The following is a 21,864-nucleotide window of genomic DNA, read 5'->3' on the forward strand; positions in this document are numbered from 1 at the left end:
GCATATTATCAGGTCTGAAGAACCTTGGTAATATGCGTTTTGTTATGTAGAGACTTATACTCTTCGAAAATCTTTTCAAACCACGTTAACGTCGCCTTGTCGTATGTATATGTTATTGAAAATACCTCAAAACTTCTATGGGTTTGTGGGCGATATAATCAGGCTGATAGTTTAGTAGATCTGCTTGCTCTCCAAATCCCCAAGTGACGGCCAATTTCTGAATGCCTGTTTCTTGAGCTCCAAGCATATCAAACTTGGTATCTCCGATGATGATGGCTTGTTCCGGTGCTAGTTGATGTGTCTGCAAGGCTTGGCGTATGACATCTGCCTTATGGGGTGCTTCGGGGCTGGAACCATAAATGCCATCAAAGAAATGATAGATTCCCAAGTTTTTAGTCATGTCTTGAGCGGTTGGAGTATTCTTTGTAGTGGTGATATAAAGAGGGTAATTGCTCGATAACTTCTCAAGCAAGCCTACAATATGAGGGAAGAGCTGAGCTTCATGGATGCCTTTCTCCTTATAGTACGAACGGTATATCTGCACGGCTTCAGAAATTTGTTCTTTGGGAAGGCAGGTCGCAAAACTACTTTCAAGAGGCGGTCCCATAAAACCACGAATCGTTTTGGCATCAGGGCTAGGTACCCCCAGCTCCTTAAAGGTATGGGTAAAGGCATTGTGAATCCCGATAGAACTATCAACGAGGGTTCCGTCCAGATCGAAAAAGATAGCTGAGATAGAGGTCATGGTTTCTCCTATTTGATAAGCTTATTCTCCGAAAATTTCTTTTTGGAGGCGACGACCAGTAGGGGTGGCAGCGAGTCCACCTTCAGCTGTTTCACGAAAGGCAGTTGGCATGCTTGCTCCTACTTGGTACATGGCATCGATAACTTCATCCACAGGGATTTTAGATTCGATACCTGCCAGGGCCATGTCTGCTGCGATGAAGGCAAAGCTAGCTCCCATGGCATTGCGTTTGACACAGGGAACTTCGACCAAGCCGGCAACAGGGTCACAGATGAGGCCTAGCATATTTTTAATGACAAAGGCAATGGCTTGACTGGCCTGATAAGGTGTTCCACCGGCAGCTAGAGTCAAGGCTGCAGCACTCATAGCAGAGGCCGAACCAACCTCGGCCTGACAGCCACCTTCAGCACCTGAGATAGAGGCATTGTTTGCGATGACTAGTCCAAAGGCACCGGCAGCAAAGAGGAAATCCAGCTGTTGCTCGTGGCTGAGGTCTAATTTTTCAATAGCAGCTGTTAGAACGGAAGGCAGACAGCCAGCACTTCCTGCGGTCGGAGTGGCACAAACCAAGCCCATTTTGGCATTGTGTTCATTGACTGCAATGGCATTTCGGGCAGCAGAGAGAATCGTGTAATCTGACAGAGTTTTTCCGTTTTTGATGTAGTGATCCAATTTGGCAGCATCTCCACCTGTCAGGCCACTACGAGATTTATTTTCATTGAGGCCAAGTTGGACAGAGGCTTTCATGACTTCTAGATTGCGTTCCATGAGAAGGAAGACTTCTTCACGTTCGCGACCGGTCAATTCAAACTCTGTTGTAATCATGAGTTCTGCGACATTTCCTTGAAAGTCCAGTTCTGCCTGCTCGACCAATTCTTTGATAGAATAAAACATGCTTCCTCCTATTTAAAGAAATTGACATTGTGGAGATGAGGGATTTTTCGAATTTCTTCGATAGCCTCATCACAGTTGCGACTGTCAACTTCGATAATCATAATAGCTTTTTCACCAGCTTTTTCACGAGTAACATTCATCTGGGCGATATTGATATCATAGCGGGAAAGGGCCTCTGTTACGAGGGCAATCATACCTGGAATATCTTGATGAACAATGATGATAGTCGGTGTATTCATATTGAGAGAGACGGCAAAGCCATTGAGTTCGGTTACCTGAATATTTCCTCCCCCGATAGAAATACCAGTCACGCTAATGGTCTTATGAGCATTTTTAACGGTAATTTTAGTGGTGTTTGGGTGAGGGGCATTGCTGTCTTTTTGAATAGTCCAGACAATCTTGATGCCGCGCTTGTGGGCAATTTCCAGGCTGTTTGGGATTTCAGGATCATCTGTATCCATGCCCAAAATGCCTGCAACAAGGGCTAGGTCTGTCCCGTGGCCACGATAGGTCTTGGCAAATGAGTTAAATAGTTGGAATTCGACTTCTGTCGGAGTAGCATCAAAAATGGAAGAGACAATCTTCCCAATACGAACAGCACCAGCTGTATGGCTACTAGATGGGCCAATCATAACTGGTCCGATGATATCAAAGACAGATTGAAAACGAAGTGATTTCATCAGTTTCCCCTTATAAAAATTCTTATCTCTATTATATCAAAGAATGGGTGTCTTGACTTTAATTGTGGATAAAAACCTTTTTAATGCCACAAACAGCATAAAATAGCGACTTTTATGACAAAAATGGCTTATTTAGGGAAATAAAAAATAATTTTGTAATATTTCTACATAAAAGTGTTAAGAAATAGTAATATTTAAAGGGTATGATAGAAGTATAGAAAGAAGGAGAATTTTCAAATATGAAATCAACAACTAAAAAGATTAAAACAACTCTTGCAGGAGTAGCTGCCTTGTTTGCAGTATTTGCTCCATCATTTGTATCTGCTCAAGAATCATCAACTTACACTGTTAAAGAAGGTGATACACTTTCAGAAATCGCTGAAACTCACAACACAACTGTTGAGAAATTGGCAGAAAACAACCACATTGACAACATCCATATGATTTATGTTGGTCAAGAGTTGGTTATCGACGGTCCAGTAGCACCAGCAGCAACACCAGCGCCAGCTACTTATGCAGCACCAGCTGCTCAAGATGAAACTGTTTCAGCTCCAGTAGCAGAAACTACAGAAGTAGTAGAAGAAGCAGCACCAGCTGCAAGCGCTCCTGTAGCAGAAGAAACTGTTGCTACAGCAGAAACTTCAGCACCAGCCGCAACTGTAAGCGGATCTGAAGCAGAAGCTAAAGAATGGATTGCACAAAAAGAATCAGGTGGTAGCTATACAGCTACAAATGGACGTTACATTGGACGTTACCAATTGACAGATTCATACTTGAACGGTGACTACTCAGCTGAAAACCAAGAACGTGTAGCAGATGCTTACGTTGCAGGACGTTACGGTTCATGGTCAGCCGCTAAAAACTTTTGGCTTAACAACGGCTGGTATTAAGAAATAGGGGAAAGAGCTTTGAATAGCTCTTTTTTCTTTCCTTTTTAGAATCCTGTTCACACTATGTAGACAATCTGATATAATCTTCTCAAAAAAGTAGTATAATGTTTTTATAGAATATAAATAGTGGTGGTTAGCATGCATGCATTATTAGCAACAAGATTAAAAAATAAGCGAAAAGAGTTGGGGTGGTCGCAAAAAGAGTTGGCAGAAGGAATTTGCCAACAAACTCAGATAAGTCGAATGGAACAAGGCAAATATATGCCAGGAGCAGATTTGTTATATAAATTATCTGAAAAAATGGGCTTAAATATGGACTATTTCTTTTCAGGAGAAATTTCGAAAGAGTTTCTAGGCTTGTCTGCTTTCAAGAGATTGTCTGAAACATTATTGGAAAATCAAGATTATGCCTCTTTGAAATATGCTTTTGAGGGAGAGAGAAAGCAACAGACTTCTTTATCTTTTGATGAAAAGATTTATCTGGACTGGATAGATGCCATTCTAACTTATCAATGTGAACATCAATTAAAACTAGCTATTTCAAAAATAGAGGACATCCTTAGTAGGATTAGTATTGATAAAGTGGATTACTTATATATTTTGAATACCCTGCTGATTTTCTTAGGCTATGATGAGGATAAGGAGAAATTTGAGCAACTATATGATCAGGTTTCCGTAGCCCTTTCAAAAATCGATACTAGTGTGCGTGAACAAATTGAGTTGTATATCAAAATAAAATACAATTATTGTTACCACCTTTGGAAACAGGAGGAGATGGATAAGTCCAGAGCGCTATTATTGGAGATAATTGAATTTTGTAACAAATATCATAGTAGCTTTAGGTTAGCAGATTTATATTGTTTATTGGGAAATGTAACAGAAGATCTTGATATCTCTGTTGCTAAGGACTATTATATGAAAGCTAAGGTGCTTTATCTAATTGAAAATAATGAAGTCAAGGCGCTCAAGGTGGAACAATATCTAATGGATAAGCAGTCAGATAATGTATAAGGATAGCAAAAGCTATCTTTTTTATGTGTAAAATATAACTATAATTCTTCTTTTTGAAAACATTTAATATTTGCTTTAATTGCTTGACAGGTTATATATGTTGATTTATAATATAGGTGAAACGGGAGGTGTGCAAGCGTTGACAAATTCAGTGACCTTAACTTTGTATTTAGTCGAGAATTATGATGTAGCTAGAAAAGAAAGAATTCTAGTTTGACAATCTTACCAGTCTTATTTAAAGTTGTTATGGAACTATTTTCAAAATAAATAGGCCTCTGCTTTGGGCGGAGTAGTGAATCAGGAGGTTAAGTGATGAACTACAATGTAAAATATCTCTTATCAGGAATATTTATTATAGTCTTTATAGGTTTTCTAGTCTGGATGCGTTATTTTAATCAGAGGAAGGAAGAAGAGCATTCGGATGTGTCTTTTGAAGCGAGGTTAGATAGTGAGGTCAAGGCCTTATATAAACAACTAGGATTGGGTGAGGAGCCTCATTATTTCTTAGCGTATCGCTACCTACATCCTTGGTTCAACTTGGCGATTTTACCACCAACAGTTGAAATTTTCTTAACTAAAATAGCGCTGGTGATGGTAACTCCAGATGAACTACTAATAAGAAATCTTGGGAATGGGATGACTTTCACAAGTGAGCATCATCGTGATTTGCGGCAAGGACTTATCCGCATTCCAAAATCAGAGATGAAAGAATTTGAGATTCGCAACTGGAAAAGAGTTTTTATATTTGGCGATTTTTTGACAATTAAAACAAGCCAACATAGCTATTATTTGCAGGTTAGAGATGATGGACTTCAAAAGGGAAGTCTCTCTACCAAACATTTCTCAGACTTGAAACGACAAGATTTTCTAGGATTATTGACAGATAAAAGAACATTCTGATTGACAATTGCCCAAAAAACTAACCTCTAAATATTCAAAAGCCACGCAGTGTTTGCAGCCTTGAACACAATTAAGCTGAGAGAATCACTATGTGGTTTTATTGGAAAGTTAGTTTTTCCCAGTTTCGTCTCTTCACGGGAGGTATCTCTATGAAAAAAATCAGTCATCTTTGTATGCTCCTGCTCTTGCTGTGTACTACGTTTTTTGTCCTGAATGTAAATGTTACACGAGAAATAGTGCGGATTCAGGAGATGGGTAAGACAGCTTATTCATTTGACTTGTACTTGAAAGATGTCACTAAACCGACAGAAACTATTCTCCAGTTTTTTGAAGAGGTTACAAGTCAAGACAAGGTCTCTATTATCAAAGTAGATAATGGCGATGAGGTGGTCAAGGCTGGTGTTTTTGATAAGGAAACCTTCCCCTATCAGGAGTTCGGTCTGACTTCTCTTGATTTTTCAAAGAATGAGAAGGGAGTCTACAGCAACCAGAACCTTCCCAATAATCTAGGAACCATTCCCACCTTTTTAAAGGTGAAACTCATTCGACTCCAGACCTTCCAATCCTATATTGAGGATAAATCTCATACTGTAAATGGGCGCTATATGATTACCTCCAGCAAAGAGATAGATCGTGATACCATTCTACAAAAGTGGAGTGATTTTTTCCAGATAGATAAGACGATTTTATTAGAACCCACTTACCGAAGTCAGGTTGGAGTGCTAAATCAAGCTTTGTTACTATCTATCATTATCTTTATCTTAGCAATCTTGCTTGTGATTTTAATGACAGTTTATCAGCCGATGATGGAGATGAAACGAGTGGGGGTTCAAAAGTTACTTGGTTTTCAAAGCAGGGCGATTTTAGCTGGTTTTGTAAAGACTAATTTTTATCTTCTCTTGGGTGGAAGTCTTATCATTGACTTGGGACTATTTTTAGTGCTGGACTACAGACCAAAACTTTTGTTTCCAAGTTTACTCTTATCCCAATTTCTGCTTTTACAGTTGTATTTGTTCATCAGTTGGCTGACCTACCTGATGATTCAGAAAATGACAGTCAGTTCCATGTTGAAAGGTTTTTCATCTGTCAAACTTGGTCTCATCTTCAATTATGTGATGAAAATAGGGACAACTATTTTACTGACGGCCTTACTGATTGGGGTGGGAAGAAGTCTAGAACAAGAAAACAAAGAACTTGCTTATCAGCAACAGTGGGTAAGCCAAGGGAATTACTTGACCTTGGAAAATTTCCGCCTCAGTGATAACCTGTGGCAAGAAGAGCTAGCAGGGTCAGGGAAATCTACAGATTATTTCTACCAATTTTATCAAGATTTGCTAGCAAAAACACAAGTAAACTATGTGCGAGGTGCGAGTCTTCCTATCAAACCAGTCATCAAAGCAGAACAAGTGCAGCAGTACCAACTGCCTGATGAGGTAGATGTTTACTATGCTAATAGCAATTTTCTAAAGAGCAAGGGATTCAAGTTACCAGATACCGGCACTAAAAAAGTTATTTTGATGCCAGCCAGTGATAAAGGACAAGAAGGCAAGAATCAGTTCTTGGGAAAATCCATCGCCTATCTTTCTATGAGGTATGAAGATCAACAAAAGAAAACAATAGAAGATATGGATGTGGAAATTGCCTACTATGAAGGAGATTGGTCTTTCTTCCCTTATAATAATGAGCGAAAGGAAAATCTCCACAATCCAATCATTAGTCTGGTAAATGATCAAGACATGATGTGGGAAGAAAAGACTCGCTTGTCAACGACAGGTTTAAACAACCCGATGAAAGTTGAAAATACAGAACAAAATCAAAAAGTGATTACAGAGTTAGTCGATAACTTATCTGATGGTAGCTATTTAAAATTTTCATCGATTCAAGCAATTCAAGAGGAGATGGTCGATACCTATCGGGATTCTGTTCGTAATTTTAACGTTCTTTTTGCCTTATTTGCTCTTCTCAGTATGATTGTCTCCTACTTTTTACTCGTTACCACTTTCTTGTTGAAGCGCAGGGATATCATTACCAAGAAGTTTATGGGGTGGAAACTGGTCGATCGCTACCGTCCTCTCCTCGTTCTACTTTTGTTGGGCTATAGTCTCCCTCTTCTAGTATTGATTTTCTTTGCCCATGCGCTCTTGCCACTCCTGCTGTTTGCAGGCTTTACATGTCTGGATATACTATTTGTGTTAGTCTTGGCTTCTAGGATGGAGAAAAGAAGTCTAGTAGAGTTATTGAAAGGGGGCATCTTATGATTGAGTTGGAAAATATTACCAAAACCATTGGAGGAAAAGTGATTTTGGATCACTTATCTCTCAGGATTGATCAGGGAGATTTGGTTGCCATCGTTGGAAAAAGTGGTAGTGGTAAGTCGACCTTGTTAAATTTATTAGGTTTGATAGATGGTGATTATAGCGGACGGTATGAGATTTTTGGTCAGACAAATCTAGCGGTCAATTCTGCCAAGTCGCAAACAATAATCCGTGAACATATCTCTTATCTGTTTCAAAATTTTGCCCTGATTGATGATGAAACGGTCGAGTACAATCTCATGCTGGCGCTGAAATATGTGAAATTGTCCAAGAAAGACAAGCTCAAAAAGGTGGAAGAGATTTTAGAGAGAGTAGGTTTGTCAGCTACGTTGCATCAAAAGGTCTCCGAGTTGTCTGGTGGCGAACAACAACGAATTGCAGTTGCTAGAGCCATCTTAAAACCCAGCCAGCTGATTTTAGCCGATGAACCAACAGGTTCTCTGGACCCTGAAAATAGAGATTTGGTCTTGAAGTTTCTCTTAGAGATGAATCGCGAGGGGAAAACAGTCATTATTGTGACCCACGATGCTTATGTAGCCCAACAATGTCATCGTATCATTGAATTGTAAAAAATACAGAAATCTTATCAAAAATCTTTAAATTTAAGGATACCTTTAAAATTTAATTTTAAAACACTCATTTATCAACATTTTTGATTGATAAAAATAGGAAATCAGTTGTTTTTGGGAGATTCCCTAAAATCACCTCCTAACCACACGTACTAAAAAGATACTTCCTATAGAAATCGTATGATTCTGAAGCTTCGAATAGTTCAGTTTTCATGATTTTTATGCTATTCTAGCTTTAGAATCCTTCAGAACGTAAAATTTTAAGCAGTCAAAGATTTAGAATATCCCTAAAACATTTATTTTATGGCAACTCTAAACGTAGAATTGCGTGGATATGTATGGATTTAATCTATTCGATAGTTAGGACAGCTCTATTCTGGGAAATCTGAGCGATTAATGGTTTAGAACAGCATTTCAACAATGGATTTTGTTCAAGGATTGATTATTTTATAAAAGAGGCCGGTAGATTATCAGCCTCTTTCTTGTCTTCTCCAACCAAGCATGTTATAATGAATACTGCTCAAGCGACCTTCAATCGTTAAGCACACACGACCTTCAATCGTGAACTAGTCATTTCGTTTATCTTTTATTACGTCGTTAACTCGTCTTGCCTAACTCAAGTTATGCCTGCGACTCGTTGCCTAGTCCTAAAAGCAAACGAAAAGACTATACTCGAAGAAATTCTATTGAAAGTCATAGTAAATAGAATTTTGAGGGGTATAAATAAACGAATAGATGGGAGACTTACCATGAGTGATAACTCTAAAACACGTGTTGTTGTGGGGATGAGTGGTGGTGTTGATTCGTCGGTGACGGCTCTTCTTCTCAAGGAGCAGGGTTACGATGTGATTGGCATCTTCATGAAGAACTGGGACGACACAGATGAAAACGGCGTCTGTACGGCGACCGAAGATTACAAGGATGTGGCTGCGGTAGCAGACCAGATTGGCATTCCTTACTACTCTGTCAATTTTGAAAAAGAGTACTGGAACCGCGTTTTCGAGTATTTCCTAGCGGAATACCGTGCAGGGCGCACGCCAAATCCAGACGTTATGTGCAACAAGGAAATCAAGTTCAAGGCCTTTTTGGACTATGCTATGACCTTGGGGGCAGACTATGTGGCGACTGGGCATTATGCTAGAGTAGCGCGTGATGAGGATGGCATCGTTCACATGCTTCGTGGCGTGGACAATGGCAAGGACCAAACCTATTTCCTCAGCCAGCTTTCGCAAGAACAACTCCAAAAAACCATGTTTCCACTGGGACATTTGGAAAAACCTGAAGTTCGCAGACTCGCAGAAGAAGCAGGACTTGCGACTGCTAAGAAGAAAGACTCGACAGGAATTTGCTTTATCGGAGAAAAGAACTTTAAAAACTTTCTCAGCAACTACCTGCCAGCTCAGTCAGGGCGAATGATGACAGTGGATGGCCGTGATATGGGCGAGCATGCAGGCCTTATGTATTATACAATTGGTCAGCGTGGAGGCCTCGGTATCGGTGGGCAACACGGTGGTGACAATGCCCCTTGGTTCGTTGTCGGAAAAGACCTAAGCAAGAATATTCTCTATGTAGGACAAGGATTCTACCATGATTCGCTCATGTCAACCAGCCTAGAGGCTAGTCAAGTCCACTTTACTCGTGACATGCCAGAGGAGTTTACGCTCGAATGTACGGCTAAATTCCGCTACCGTCAGCCTGATTCTAAGGTGACCGTCCATGTCAAAGGAGACAAGGCAGAGGTTATCTTTGCAGAACCGCAACGCGCCATCACACCAGGTCAGGCAGTTGTCTTTTACGACGGGGAAGAGTGTCTAGGTGGTGGTTTGATTGACAATGCTTACCGCGATGGACAAGTTTGTCAGTACATTTAGATTGACAAATTTTCTCAATTTGCTACAATAATAAAAGCAATAGAAATGATGGTCAAAGCTCATGGATGTTGCAGGCTTTTTTGTCCTGCACTTCTTTGGAGTTTTGACTGTTTTTGTGTCGTTTAGAGGAAAGGACAAAAATGACTCAGCAAGACTTTCGGACAAAAGTAGGAAATACAATTTTTGGAGTTCGGGCGACAGCCTTGATTCTTCAAAATCGCAAGCTTCTAGTCACCAAAGATAAGGGCAAGTATTATACTATCGGTGGTGCGATTCAAGTCAATGAAAGCACGGAAGACGCGGTAGTCCGTGAAGTGAGGGAAGAACTGGGTGTCGAAGCTCAAGCTGGGCAGCTAGTTTTTGTGGTTGAAAATCGTTTTGAACAGGACGGTGTTTATTATCACAATATCGAGTTTCATTATCTGGTGGATTTGCTTGAAGATGCCCCATTGACCATGCAGGAAGATGAGAAAAGGCAGCCCTGTGAATGGATTGACATAGACAAGCTTAAGGGTATCAATCTAGTTCCAGCCTTTTTAAAAATAGCCCTGCCAGATTGGGACGGCCAACTAAGACACATTCATCTTGAGGAATAGGAGAGAAAATGATGGTTAAGCTTATTGCCCATGTACTTGTTCATAGTGGTGATGATTATTTGCTCATTCAGCGTTCGGAAATTAAAAGAGGACAACCCAATGTTTATCCAACTTACTGGGATATTCCTGGTGGCGGGGTTGAAAAGGGTGAACTTCCGCGAGATGGAGCTCTTAGAGAATGTATTGAAGAAGCGGGAGTTAGGCTAGATAGCAGTTCGCTCAGACTTCTTCACGAAGATAGTCAACTGGATACCTCTAAGGATACTGTCTTTACTCGATTAGTTTATAAAGCAGAGTGGGTTGGGGAGAAGCCAATTATCAGATTAGATCCTGAAGAGCATACGCACTTTAAATGGGTTACTATGGCTCAAGCTCTAGAGGAGGAGAAGTTAGTTCCTTATTTACGAGAAATTTTTGAAAGGTTAAGAAATGACATATAATTTTACTGAAGAATACGATATTATTGTAATCGGTGCGGGACACGCTGGGGTCGAGGCTTCCTTGGCCGCTAGCCGTATGGGTTGTAAGGTCTTACTTGCGACTATCAACATTGAAATGCTGGCTTTCATGCCTTGCAATCCCTCTATCGGTGGTTCTGCCAAGGGGATTGTTGTGCGTGAAGTTGATGCCCTCGGTGGCGAGATGGCCAAAACCATTGACAAGACTTACATCCAGATGAAGATGCTTAACACAGGGAAGGGGCCAGCTGTCCGTGCCCTTCGTGCGCAGGCTGACAAGGAGCTTTACTCTAAGGAGATGCGCAAGACGGTTGAAAATCAAGAAAATCTGACCCTTCGTCAAACCATGATTGATGAGATTTTAGTGGAAGATGGCAAGGTTGTCGGTGTGCGTACAGCGACCAATCAAGAGTATGCTGCTAAGGCTGTTATCGTGACCACAGGGACTGCTCTCCGTGGGGAAATTATCATCGGAGACCTCAAGTACTCATCAGGTCCTAACCACAGCCTAGCTTCTATTAACCTTGCTGACAATCTCAAGGAACTGGGCCTCGAAATCGGTCGTTTCAAGACAGGAACCCCTCCACGTGTCAAGGCTTCTTCTATCAATTACGATGTGACAGAGATTCAGCCAGGGGACGAAGCGCCAAATCACTTCTCATATACTTCACGTGATGAGGATTATGTCAAGGACCAGGTGCCATGCTGGTTGACATATACCAATGGTACCAGTCATGAGATTATTCAAAACAACCTTCACCGCGCGCCTATGTTTACAGGTGTGGTCAAGGGAGTGGGACCTCGTTACTGTCCATCGATTGAGGATAAGATTGTGCGCTTTGCGGATAAGGAACGTCACCAACTCTTCCTAGAACCAGAAGGGCGCAATACAGAGGAAGTCTATGTTCAAGGACTTTCAACCAGTCTGCCTGAGGATGTCCAGCGTGACTTGGTTCATTCCATCAAAGGTTTGGAAAATGCAGAGATGATGCGAACAGGTTATGCCATTGAGTATGACATGGTCTTGCCACACCAGTTGCGTGCGACTCTGGAAACCAAGAAAATCTCAGGTCTTTTCACTGCTGGTCAGACAAATGGAACGTCAGGTTACGAAGAGGCAGCAGGCCAAGGGATTATCGCGGGTATCAATGCGGCTTTGAAAGTCCAAGGCAAGCCTGAGTTGATTTTGAAGCGTAGTGACGGTTATATTGGGGTCATGATTGATGACTTGGTGACCAAGGGAACCATTGAACCTTATCGTCTTTTGACCAGTCGTGCTGAATACCGTCTCATTCTCCGTCATGACAACGCTGATATGCGTTTGACTGAGATGGGACGCGAGATTGGACTTGTGGATGATGAACGCTGGGCTCGCTTTGAAATCAAGAAAAATCAATTTGACAATGAGATGAAGCGCCTAAACAGTATCAAACTCAAGCCAGTCAAAGAAACCAATGCTAAGGTTGAGGAGATGGGCTTCAAGCCGTTGACAGATGCGGTGACAGCCAAGGAATTTCTTCGCCGTCCAGAAGTTTCTTACCAAGATGTGGTGGCCTTCATCGGACCAGCTGCAGAGAACTTGGATGACAAGATTATCGAATTGATTGAAACAGAAATCAAGTACGAAGGCTATATTTCCAAGGCCATGGACCAGGTTGCCAAGATGAAACGCATGGAAGAAAAACGCATTCCAGCCAATATCGACTGGGATGACATTGATTCTATTGCAACCGAAGCTCGTCAGAAGTTCAAGCTCATCAATCCAGAAACCATCGGCCAAGCTAGCCGTATTTCGGGAGTAAACCCAGCAGATATTTCTATTTTGATGGTGTATCTTGAAGGTAAAAATCGTAGTATTTCTAAAAATCAAGAAAAGAAAGCATAGAGAAAAACAGCTCCGAAAACGGGGCTGTTTTGTTGACTTGTACTCAATGAAAATCAAAGAGTAAACTAGGAAGCTAGCCGAAGACTGTACTTGAGTACGGCAAGGCGAAGCTGACGTGGTTTGAATTTGATTTTCGAAGAGTATTATTCTTCATCTGGTGTGAGAATCATAGGGATGATGATCGGTTCACGTTCTGTATTTTCATAGAGGAAGGGGCGAATAGCGTTGACAATGGCACCATTGACAGATTGAACGCTAGCATCCTTATTTTTCAGTGCGATACGAATTGCATTGAAGAGGATACGCTGGCTTTGGCGAATCAAGTCGCCAGACTCTCTCATGTAGACAAAGCCTCGGCTGAGGATGTCTGGACCAGACAGAATCATCTGCGATTTGAAGTCAACAGTTGCGACTGCCAGAACGACACCGTCTTCAGATAGATCACGACGATCTTTGAGGACAGCAGCACCTATTTCACCGATACGATTTCCATCGACATAGATATCTTGGGCGTTGAAATGACCTGCGATACGAGCTGAGTCAGCAGTAAGGGCAAGCACATCACCATTGCTCATGATAAAGATATTGTCCTTCTCAACACCAGTATCCACTGCTAGTCCAGCGTGGACTTTTTGCATGCGGTATTCACCGTGAACAGGCATGAAGTATTTTGGCTTAATCAAGCGGAGCATAAGTTTTTGCTCTTGCTGGCCACCGTGTCCAGATGTATGGATATTGTTAACCTTACCGTGGATAACTTCGACACCAGCTTCTGAAATGATGTTAATCAGCTTGTTGACGCTAGTAGTATTTCCAGGGATTGGACTTGAAGAGAAGATAACGGTATCACCTGGTTGGAGTTGTACCTGACGGTGGGTTCCGTTGGCGATACGAGAGAGGGCTGCCATCGGCTCACCTTGACTACCTGTACAGAGGATAAGAATCTCGCCTGCAGGGTAGTCTTTGATTTCATTTGGCTCGATAAAGGTTCCTTTTGGAGCTTTTATGTAACCAAGCTCAATTCCGTTGATAATAGCCTTTTCCATAGAACGGCCAAAGACCGCAATCTTACGTCCTGTCTTAACAGCAGCTTCTGTTGCTTGTTGGAGACGGAAGATATTTGAGGCAAAGGATGCAAAGATGATACGTCCTTCGATGCCTTGTATAATCTTCATGATGGACTGACCAACAACTTTTTCAGAGTTGGTAAAGGTTGGTACTTCCGCATTTGTTGAGTCAGATAGAAGACAGAGAACACCTTCTTCGCCCAGCGCAGCCATACGGTGCAAATCTGCTGGTTCACCAACTGGTGTTAAGTCAAACTTGAAGTCACCCGTACAGACAATTTTCCCTTGAGGAGTATGAATGACAATTCCCAAAGGCTCTGGAATAGAGTGAGTCGTTCTAAAGAAAGTTGCCTTGAGATTTTTAAAGGTCAACTCAGTGTTGTGGTTGATTTCGTAAAGTTTGGCGTTGCGCAAGAGGCCGTGTTCTTCGAGTTTCCCACGAATCAAAGCCAAGGCAAGTGGTCCAGCGTAGATCGGGACATTTGCTTGCTTGAGCAGGAATGGAATCCCACCGATGTGGTCCTCGTGTCCGTGGGTAATCAAAACAGCCTTGACGCGGTCGATATTGTCCACGATGTATGAGTAGTCAGGAATGACGTAGTCGATACCCAGCAAATCATCTTCTGGGAATTTAATCCCAGCATCGACGATGATAATCTCGTCTTGGTATTCAATTCCGTATGTGTTTTTCCCGATTTCTCCCAGACCACCGATGGCAAAAACGCCGACTTCTTCAGGTTTAAGAGTATAGGCCATATTAGAACTCCGTGATTTCGAAGGCGCCAGTTTCTTTTTCGTAATCTAGCAATTTGTCAGACAAGAGTTCGATATACTCGATATTGTACTCTGGGCGATTTTCTTCGACAAGTTGGCGAGCAGCGATACGACCCTCAAGTTCTGAGCTGGCATCGATGTCTAGGTAAAGTGCGCGTGTTGTTTCACGGCGTGGGCTACGTTCTTTTGTTTCTTGATAAAAAACTTTGTAAATCATATAGTTCCTTTCTATTTTACAGGTCAGCTTATTCCAAACTTTTAGCATAGATTTGCTTGATTTCATTCCATTTTGTGTCTAGATTGACCTTGATTCGTTACAATTATTTCAATTATACCACAAAATGAAAAATTAGTAAAAGACGGAAACGAGAAAGTCACAGGACGATTTCTTTGTAATCGTTTGCAAAAATAAAGAAAATATGTTATCTTGATAATGGAAGTGAAATTTATTGCTTGTCATAATTCCATATAGTTTTAAGTCAAGGAGGTTGCCCTATGTATAACTTATTTGCTTTTGCTATCGGAGCTCGCTTGGTGGCTTTTATTGTGTTTGTTGCTTGCGTTTACGCTGGGAATCTTCTATTTGCCAAACTGGAACGACGACAAACCAAGTTCTTATGGAAAATTACCTTTGTGACCCTCTACTCGCTTTTTCTCCTCCTTGTAACCTATGTCGTTTGGTTTGTATTTTACTTTGGATTAAATGCTTAGATGCCCTGCTCATGCTGGGGCATTTTTGTTTGGGGATAAAGAAAATTCCCATGTGCCAGCTTTTGTAGTATAATAGTAAGCAGACAAAAAGATAGGAATGTGTTATGAAAGTATTAGCTTTTGATACGTCCAGCAAGGCTCTTTCTCTCGCTATTTTAGAGGACAAGCAGGTTCTTGCCGAGACGACGATTAATATTAAGAAAAATCACAGTATTACCCTCATGCCTGCCATCGATTTTTTGATGGCAAGTGTGAACTGGACGCCCAAGGATTTGGATAGAATCGTTGTGGCGGAAGGGCCAGGTAGCTACACAGGTTTGCGAATTGCGGTAGCAACTGCCAAGACCCTTGCTCATACTCTTAACATCGAGTTAGTTGGTATGTCTAGCCTCTTGGCTCTGGTGCCCTACCAACAAGAAGGTTTGTTCGTTCCTTTGATGGATGCGCGTCGCAACAATGTTTACGCAGGATTTTATGAGAATGCCAAACCTGTCATGCCAGAAGCACACCTGCCCTTTGAGCGAGTGATTGAGCTAATCAAGGGTGCTAGTCAAGTAACCTTTGTCGGAGAAGTTGGCACCTTTGTGGAGCAGATTCAAGAACACTTGCCAAGGACTAATTTCAAAGAAACCTTGCCAAATGCAGCTAATCTAGCTCTCTGGGCCTGGGACAAGGAAGCAGACTCCTTGCATGATTTTGTGCCGAACTACCTCAAGCGTGTCGAGGCTGAGGAAAACTGGCTAAAGAATCACACCGAATCTGGCGAGTCTTATATTAAACGCCTATGATAGAAATCAAAGGAACTCAACAGCAACCTGATCTGGCTCAAGCCATCTACGCTGTTATGGCAGCTGTTTACCCAGTCAGTTCTTGGACGCTGGAACAAATCCAAGCAGATTTGTCCCAAGACCAGACTTGGTATGCTCTAGCTTATGATGGAGCAGAAGTGATTGGATTTTTAGCTGTGCAGGAGAATCTATTTGAAGCAGAAGTCCTGCAAATCGCTGTCAAAGGAGTCTATCAGGGTCAGGGAATTGCCTCGGCCTTGTTTGCTCAATTGCCGGCAGATAAGGAGATTTTCCTCGAAGTCAGAAAGTCAAATCACCGAGCGCAAGCATTTTACAAGAAAGAAAAGATGGCAGTCATCGCTGAGCGAAAGGCCTACTACCATGACCCAGTCGAGGACGCCATCATCATGAAGAGAGAAATAGATGAAGGATAGATATATTTTAGCATTTGAGACATCCTGTGATGAGACCAGTGTCGCTGTCTTAAAAAAAGACGACCAGCTCTTGTCCAATGTCATTGCTAGTCAAATCGAGAGCCACAAACGTTTTGGGGGCGTAGTGCCAGAAGTAGCTAGTCGTCACCATGTCGAGGTCATTACAGCCTGTATCGAGGAGGCTCTAGCAGAAGCAGGAATTACCGAAGAGGACGTAACAGCTGTGGCGGTTACCTATGGACCGGGCTTGGTCGGAGCCTTACTAGTTGGTTTGTCAGCTGCCAAGGCTTTTGCTTGGGCACATGGGCTTCCGCTGATTCCCGTTAACCACATGGCTGGCCACCTCATGGCCGCTCAGAGTGTGGAGCCTTTGGAGTTTCCCTTGCTAGCCCTCTTGGTTAGCGGTGGGCACACAGAGTTGGTTTATGTTTCGGAGGCTGGTGACTACAAGATTGTTGGGGAAACGCGAGATGACGCGGTTGGTGAGGCCTATGATAAGGTTGGCCGTGTCATGGGTTTGACCTATCCTGCTGGTCGTGAGATTGACGAGCTAGCTCATCAGGGACAGGATATTTATGATTTCCCTCGTGCCATGATTAAGGAAGATAATCTGGAGTTTTCATTCTCAGGTTTGAAATCGGCCTTTATCAATCTTCACCACAATGCCGAGCAAAAGGGAGAAAGCTTGTCCACAGAGGATTTGTGTGCTTCCTTTCAAGCAGCTGTCTTGGATATTCTTATGGCAAAAACCAAGAAGGCCTTGGGAAAATACCCTGTTAAAACCCTGGTTGTGGCAGGTGGCGTGGCAGCCAATAAAGGTCTCAGAGAACGCCTAGCGGCCGAAATCACAGATGTCAAGGTCATCATCCCACCACTGCGTCTTTGTGGAGACAATGCAGGAATGATTGCCTATGCCAGCGTCAGCGAGTGGAACAAAGAAAATTTTGCAAACTTGGACCTCAATGCCAAACCAAGTCTCGCTTTTGATACTATGGAATAAAGAGTCAGCTTAAGGCTGACTTTTTTACTTGCCGAAATGTCAGAATATTTTGACAAATAAATGTAAATAATGATATAATATATAAAGAATAGGAGGTGGTCAGATGATTGGGAGAATGGAATTGGGGGAATTTTACAAGGAATTACGTTTGGCTAGAAAGCTCAAGCAGTCAGATGTGGCTTGTGCTGGACTAACAGCTTCTCAGCTATCCAAGTTCGAACTAGGGCAGTCTATGCTGTCTGCAGATAAGTTGATTCTAGCTATCCAAGGTATAAATGTGACCTTTGATGAGTTTGGGCACAAGCTCAACAACTATCAAGAATCTCCACATATGCGAATTGGTAGAAAGGTTGTGGATCGCTTTGCCCACCAAGATATAGCTGGTTTAGAGCAACTGTTGGAGGAAGTCGAGCAAGAACAGATGGCAGAGACCTATCGTCGTTTGAATGCCATTGTAATTAAAAACGCACTCCATTCCTTAAATAAGAACTATCCATTAGTAAAAGAAGATAGCGAGTTTTTGACTATCTATCTCTATGCTATTGAGTCTTGGACCTGGTTTGAACTCTATCTCTTTTGCAATACCATGCCCTTCTTGAGCAATCAAGATTTGATATTTTTATCGACCGCTTTAATTGAGAAATCTAGGGAATTTAAAGAGTTGGTACATAATCGATTGTATATGAAAAGTGGATTTCTGAATATTATATCAGAACTCATGGAGCGTAAACTTTTCTCTTATATCCCAATTTTTGAAGCTGAGCTAGAGAGCATGCTTCGTCCATACGATGTTTTTGAAAAAGTATTGTGGCAGTTTTTAAAGAAAATGAAGATTTTCCTTCAAACCAAAGGAAGCAATCAAAAAGAGATTGAAAGATTTATCCAATCTCTGCAAGTATTAGAAAATCCACAATTGCTAGCCCTCTTCGAATTGCGTTTGAAGCAATACAAAGAACTTATTGAGTAGTCAACAATTGCAAATCTGAAATTTCTATAAGAAAAAATATCAAATATGCGATTTTCTAAAATAAGCTAATTTTCGTGTTATACTATCCTTGTAAAGCACTTCAAGCAGATCCTAAGTCGCAGAAGTGGTTTATAGATGGGAATTCGTACAGTATATGTTTAATTATGAGCATACTGTAAATGGCTGGACTAAAAGTGAAACTTGGCGTCCTAGATAAAATGAGGTAAACGATGGAAAAACAAAGTCAGTTACAAATGTTAATTCATTCCCTATACAATAATAAGGAAATTAGCTTGACGGAAGAATTTAGGAAGCAATTGCTGGAAACAGCAAAACAGTTCTCTAGTACTAATGAAGATTTGTTAGCTGTACGTCTTTCTTTTGCCGTCTCTAAAGAATTGTTGAGCTTTAAAGGTGAACCGCCGACAGAGTTGTTGGATTTAGCAAAATTTGTCCAAAAGAAAGAAGCTAAATACAAGCAGGGAATAGTGTGGTCTGGTATTTTTAAGATATGATTTATTATAAAATACGGCATGAACATCATATAATGGATGAATCTGAATATGAGCAAGGCTTGGAGTTCAATATTAAACCAAGTCTTGTTTTCTATACACTGGAACTTTAAAAGGAGTTGTGATGAAAGTATTTCTTCAAAATAGAAATTTTAGGCAATTAACCATCAACCAGTGGATTTCAACGGTTGGGGATACGATTTTTTATCTGGCCTTTTTGAATTATGTGGCAGATGCATCTTTTGCCCCTTTGGCGATTTTACTGATCACGATTTCAGAAACCCTTCCTCAAGTTCTGCAAATCTTTCTGGGAGTTTTGGCGGATTTTCAACATCATCGTGTCCTAAAATATACAATGATTAGTTTTGCAAAATTTTTGCTTTACTCTATCGTTTCTTTATCACTTTCAGGGCAGTCCTTTTCCTTGTTATTAGTAGCATTTATTTGTCTGATTAACCTCTTATCTGACACATTGAGTTATTTTTCAGGCGCCATGCTCACTCCGATTTTCATTAGAATTATTGGGCAAGACCATCTGGCAGAAGCTATTGGATTTAAACAGTCAACTGTTAGTTTAGTGAAAACAATCAGTAATATTCTAGGAGGAGTCTTACTAGGTATTCTATCTATCCAGTCTATTTCCTTACTGAATGCTCTGACCTTTTTAATCGCATTTTTAGGTATTCTTTTCATAAAAACAGACCTCTTGAAAGTAGAAAAAACGATTAGCTATCAAGAAGGACTCTCTGTAAAATCCTTTTGCCAGCATCTGCTCCAATCATCAAAATTGATATGGAATATGAATAAGGTGCTCTTGGTTTTGTTTATTATCTCTATTAGTCAAGCAGTGATAAATGTTACAGTTCCTGTTTCTACTCTGTTTTTGAGGAATCAGCCCTTTTTGAATTTACAAACAGGTCAATCTCTTGCCTTGTTATCCACCCTTGAATTGTCAGCCCTTATTGTCGGAAGCCTTGTGAGTGGCTATCTGAAGAATACAATCTCCATAAAACTAGCCCTATATGCCTCGCTTATTATCCAATTACTCCTTTTAGTTGGCTTTGTGGCAGTTCGTTTTGACTGGATTCTTATCTTTAGTGCCTTGGATGCCTTTTTCGCAGGTATCCTCTCTCCTCGATTACAGGAACTCATTTTTAAACAAATACCTGAGGAGTCAATGGGAGCAGTTCAATCCTCTATCGGTGCCATTACAGTTGTTTTACCTAGCTTATTTACAATAGCTTTGGTAACCATTGCTACTAGCTTTGGAACTCTGGCAGTTAGCTTTGTTTTATTGCTATTTCTTCTAGCTGCCTTTATCATACTCTTGAATATCCGTGAAAACATTTAGCGAAGAATGTGTATATTATATGTTTGAGACTGGATTCCAGTCTGTTTATGATGGCTACAATCAGCAGACTGTTAAATTTTTGAGAAAGTTGCTTGACATTTCAGACCAATCGGTTTATAATTAAAAAATGTAGAGATAAATACATGAGAAAAGAAGAAAAAACAAGACTACGAAGAGAGAAAATCATTACCGCTGCTTTGTTTGAATTTGCTACAAAAGGCTATCAAGGTTTTGTCATCAATGAACTTTGTAAAGTGGATGGTATTTCCAAAGGAGTTTTGTATCATAATTTTTCAGGGAAATCAGACCTCTATCTAACTTGTTTTCAGGAGAGTTTTGAGAAAGCTTTGGCAGTGTTTCTGGGGGTGGAAGGTCAAGTGCCCTCCTTAGCTGATTATATGGAAAGACGTCACCAATTTTATCAGCAATACCCAGAACATAGCCACATTTTCTTTGAGGCAATGATTGCGACACCAGAAGAATTGGAAGCAGACATTGCACCACAGAAAGCTATCTTTTTGGACTTGAATGAACAAGTTTGTCAAAAACTTATATCAGAATCCAAAAGCTATCTTTTTGGACTTGAATGAACAAGTTTGTCAAAAACTTATATCAGAATCCAAACTGAAAGAGCATATTGATGAGAAACGAGCTATGGACTATCTGCGATTGATTCAGGATATGTTTCGTTCCTATTATTTAACTGTTTCGTCAGATAGCAGTTTGCCTGACTTGGTTTCAGGATATGAACATCAATTATCACAGGTTTTGGATATGATGATTTATGGAATACTAGAGGAAGATTACTCTAAAAAAGGAGAAAAATAATGTCGAAAATTTGGAAATGGTTGTTACTAATTGCGGGTATTTTTGCAGTTTTTGTAGGTTTTAATATGTTTGCACATCCTCTTATTAGCTTGGCTTCCATGACTTTCTGGTTTGCACTTGTATTTGCAGTTCAAGGGATTTCTGAGATTGTACAATACTTCAAATCAGAAGAAAAGCATGGCTGGAATTTATTTGGAGGAATTGTTACCCTCATCCTCGCTCTTACCTTGTTCTCAGGTAGCTTTATTGAAATGGTAACATTTGTACCATTTATCATTTCTTTATGGGCCTTGACAAATGGTATTACAAAAACTATCGTTGGTTTCAAGGTTCGTAAGACGGATAAATCGGTAGGTACCCCTCTAGTTTGGATGGGGATTTTAGGAATCGTAGCAGGTTTAATCATGATGGGACACCCATTGATGACCGGTCTCTATATTAGTTACACCATTGCCTTTGTCTTTATTTATCAAGGTATTGTGGCAATTGTTCAATTCTTCAAGATTAAATAAGAATAAAATGGAGTCTGTCTGATTACAATCAGCAGACTTTTTTCTCTTTCCTGAATGTGTTATAATAGTCCATGCTATGGCTGGAGCCTTTTCAGCCTACTTATAC

Annotated in this window: 24 protein-coding genes; 19 read left to right on the forward strand and 5 right to left on the reverse strand. The window is 40.9% G+C overall.

The genetic code is table 11. The features are described from left to right. Window positions 1-112 precede the first annotated feature (112 nt). Genes B7700_RS05970 through sdaAB form a run of 3 tightly spaced genes read right to left on the reverse strand, consistent with a single transcriptional unit; the run spans window position 113 to window position 2,319 of the window. On the reverse strand, window positions 113-745 hold the full coding sequence (locus tag B7700_RS05970; protein ID WP_000200820.1) for an HAD family hydrolase: 633 nt from the start codon (window positions 743-745) through the stop codon (window positions 113-115). Between the two features lie 21 nt (window positions 746-766). Beyond that, window positions 767-1,639 (reverse strand): L-serine ammonia-lyase, iron-sulfur-dependent, subunit alpha, encoded by an 873-nt coding sequence (gene sdaAA / locus B7700_RS05975; RefSeq protein WP_000500050.1) that lies wholly within the window; start codon window positions 1,637-1,639, stop codon window positions 767-769. 8 nt (window positions 1,640-1,647) lie between these two features. Next, window positions 1,648-2,319, reverse strand: coding sequence for an L-serine ammonia-lyase, iron-sulfur-dependent subunit beta (gene sdaAB, locus B7700_RS05980; protein WP_084887756.1), 672 nt, complete (start codon window positions 2,317-2,319; stop codon window positions 1,648-1,650). A gap of 239 nt (window positions 2,320-2,558) precedes the next feature. On the opposite strand from sdaAB, the gene apf reads away from it, so the two are divergent. The 9 genes from apf to mnmG all read left to right on the forward strand — a co-directional run bounded on the left by apf (window position 2,559) and on the right by mnmG (window position 12,814). Then, window positions 2,559-3,209, forward strand: a complete 651-nt coding sequence (gene apf, locus B7700_RS05985; protein WP_084887758.1) for an aggregation-promoting factor — start codon at window positions 2,559-2,561, stop codon at window positions 3,207-3,209. 138 nt (window positions 3,210-3,347) lie between these two features. Further along, window positions 3,348-4,220, forward strand: coding sequence for a helix-turn-helix domain-containing protein (locus B7700_RS05990; RefSeq protein WP_049500743.1), 873 nt, complete (start codon window positions 3,348-3,350; stop codon window positions 4,218-4,220). A gap of 312 nt (window positions 4,221-4,532) precedes the next feature. Next, complete coding sequence (locus tag B7700_RS05995; protein ID WP_049543167.1) at window positions 4,533-5,120, forward strand: hypothetical protein; 588 nt, start codon at window positions 4,533-4,535, stop codon at window positions 5,118-5,120. 149 nt (window positions 5,121-5,269) lie between these two features. Next, entirely contained in the window at window positions 5,270-7,378 is a 2,109-nt protein-coding gene (locus B7700_RS06000; RefSeq protein WP_084887760.1) for an amino acid ABC transporter permease, read from the forward strand. Beyond that, window positions 7,375-8,004: an ABC transporter ATP-binding protein gene (locus B7700_RS06005; RefSeq protein ID WP_049500733.1), complete on the forward strand. Its 630-nt coding sequence runs from the start codon at window positions 7,375-7,377 to the stop codon at window positions 8,002-8,004. The genes B7700_RS06000 and B7700_RS06005 overlap by 4 nt, the downstream gene beginning before the upstream one ends. A 749-nt stretch (window positions 8,005-8,753) precedes the next feature. Then, on the forward strand, window positions 8,754-9,875 hold the full coding sequence (gene mnmA / locus B7700_RS06010) for a tRNA 2-thiouridine(34) synthase MnmA (RefSeq protein ID WP_061589649.1): 1,122 nt from the start codon (window positions 8,754-8,756) through the stop codon (window positions 9,873-9,875). A gap of 140 nt (window positions 9,876-10,015) precedes the next feature. Further along, on the forward strand, window positions 10,016-10,471 hold the full coding sequence (locus B7700_RS06015) for an NUDIX hydrolase (RefSeq protein WP_192855666.1): 456 nt from the start codon (window positions 10,016-10,018) through the stop codon (window positions 10,469-10,471). A gap of 8 nt (window positions 10,472-10,479) precedes the next feature. Beyond that, complete coding sequence (locus tag B7700_RS06020) at window positions 10,480-10,911, forward strand: NUDIX hydrolase (RefSeq protein WP_084887764.1); 432 nt, start codon at window positions 10,480-10,482, stop codon at window positions 10,909-10,911. Next, window positions 10,901-12,814, forward strand: coding sequence for a tRNA uridine-5-carboxymethylaminomethyl(34) synthesis enzyme MnmG (mnmG, locus tag B7700_RS06025; RefSeq protein WP_084887766.1), 1,914 nt, complete (start codon window positions 10,901-10,903; stop codon window positions 12,812-12,814). The genes B7700_RS06020 and mnmG overlap by 11 nt, the downstream gene beginning before the upstream one ends. A 143-nt stretch (window positions 12,815-12,957) precedes the next feature. On the opposite strand, the gene rnjA is transcribed toward mnmG, so the two are convergent. Together rnjA and B7700_RS06035 are read right to left on the reverse strand one after the other, a co-directional pair. Continuing rightward, the gene (gene rnjA / locus B7700_RS06030; RefSeq protein WP_084887768.1) at window positions 12,958-14,637 is read right to left on the reverse strand and encodes a ribonuclease J1; all 1,680 of its coding nucleotides are present in this window, start codon (window positions 14,635-14,637) and stop codon (window positions 12,958-12,960) included. A 1-nt stretch (window position 14,638) separates the two neighbouring features. Then, on the reverse strand, window positions 14,639-14,872 hold the full coding sequence (locus B7700_RS06035; RefSeq protein ID WP_000639572.1) for a DNA-dependent RNA polymerase subunit epsilon: 234 nt from the start codon (window positions 14,870-14,872) through the stop codon (window positions 14,639-14,641). Window positions 14,873-15,150: 278 nt separating this feature from the next. On the opposite strand from B7700_RS06035, the gene B7700_RS06040 reads away from it, so the two are divergent. The 10 genes from B7700_RS06040 (at window position 15,151) to B7700_RS06080 (ending at window position 21,758) form a co-directional block, all read left to right on the forward strand. Then, window positions 15,151-15,366, forward strand: a complete 216-nt coding sequence (locus tag B7700_RS06040; protein ID WP_000282478.1) for a hypothetical protein — start codon at window positions 15,151-15,153, stop codon at window positions 15,364-15,366. A gap of 104 nt (window positions 15,367-15,470) precedes the next feature. Next, a complete protein-coding gene (gene tsaB / locus B7700_RS06045; protein WP_084887770.1) occupies window positions 15,471-16,154 on the forward strand; it encodes a tRNA (adenosine(37)-N6)-threonylcarbamoyltransferase complex dimerization subunit type 1 TsaB in 684 nt (227 codons plus the stop codon). Further along, entirely contained in the window at window positions 16,151-16,588 is a 438-nt protein-coding gene (gene rimI, locus B7700_RS06050; protein ID WP_084887772.1) for a ribosomal protein S18-alanine N-acetyltransferase, read from the forward strand. Before tsaB ends, rimI begins: the two co-directional genes overlap by 4 nt. Continuing rightward, window positions 16,578-17,588 (forward strand): tRNA (adenosine(37)-N6)-threonylcarbamoyltransferase complex transferase subunit TsaD, encoded by a 1,011-nt coding sequence (gene tsaD, locus B7700_RS06055; protein WP_000655020.1) that lies wholly within the window; start codon window positions 16,578-16,580, stop codon window positions 17,586-17,588. Before rimI ends, tsaD begins: the two co-directional genes overlap by 11 nt. Window positions 17,589-17,691: 103 nt before the next feature. Next, window positions 17,692-18,555, forward strand: a complete 864-nt coding sequence (locus B7700_RS06060; RefSeq protein ID WP_004254984.1) for an Rgg/GadR/MutR family transcriptional regulator — start codon at window positions 17,692-17,694, stop codon at window positions 18,553-18,555. Between the two features lie 230 nt (window positions 18,556-18,785). Then, on the forward strand, window positions 18,786-19,070 hold the full coding sequence (locus tag B7700_RS06065) for a bacteriocin immunity protein (RefSeq protein ID WP_004254985.1): 285 nt from the start codon (window positions 18,786-18,788) through the stop codon (window positions 19,068-19,070). Between the two features lie 121 nt (window positions 19,071-19,191). Beyond that, window positions 19,192-20,418, forward strand: coding sequence for an MFS transporter (locus B7700_RS06070; RefSeq protein ID WP_004254988.1), 1,227 nt, complete (start codon window positions 19,192-19,194; stop codon window positions 20,416-20,418). A gap of 143 nt (window positions 20,419-20,561) precedes the next feature. After that, the gene (locus B7700_RS06075; protein ID WP_004254991.1) at window positions 20,562-21,008 is read left to right on the forward strand and encodes a TetR/AcrR family transcriptional regulator; all 447 of its coding nucleotides are present in this window, start codon (window positions 20,562-20,564) and stop codon (window positions 21,006-21,008) included. A 64-nt stretch (window positions 21,009-21,072) separates the two neighbouring features. Continuing rightward, window positions 21,073-21,246, forward strand: coding sequence for a hypothetical protein (locus tag B7700_RS11315; RefSeq protein ID WP_239822553.1), 174 nt, complete (start codon window positions 21,073-21,075; stop codon window positions 21,244-21,246). After that, window positions 21,246-21,758, forward strand: a complete 513-nt coding sequence (locus B7700_RS06080; RefSeq protein ID WP_000036821.1) for an HdeD family acid-resistance protein — start codon at window positions 21,246-21,248, stop codon at window positions 21,756-21,758. The genes B7700_RS11315 and B7700_RS06080 overlap by 1 nt, the downstream gene beginning before the upstream one ends. Window positions 21,759-21,864 lie beyond the last annotated feature (106 nt).

This window comes from Streptococcus mitis (assembly GCF_002096755.1).
GTDB lineage: Bacteria > Bacillota > Bacilli > Lactobacillales > Streptococcaceae > Streptococcus > Streptococcus mitis_AC.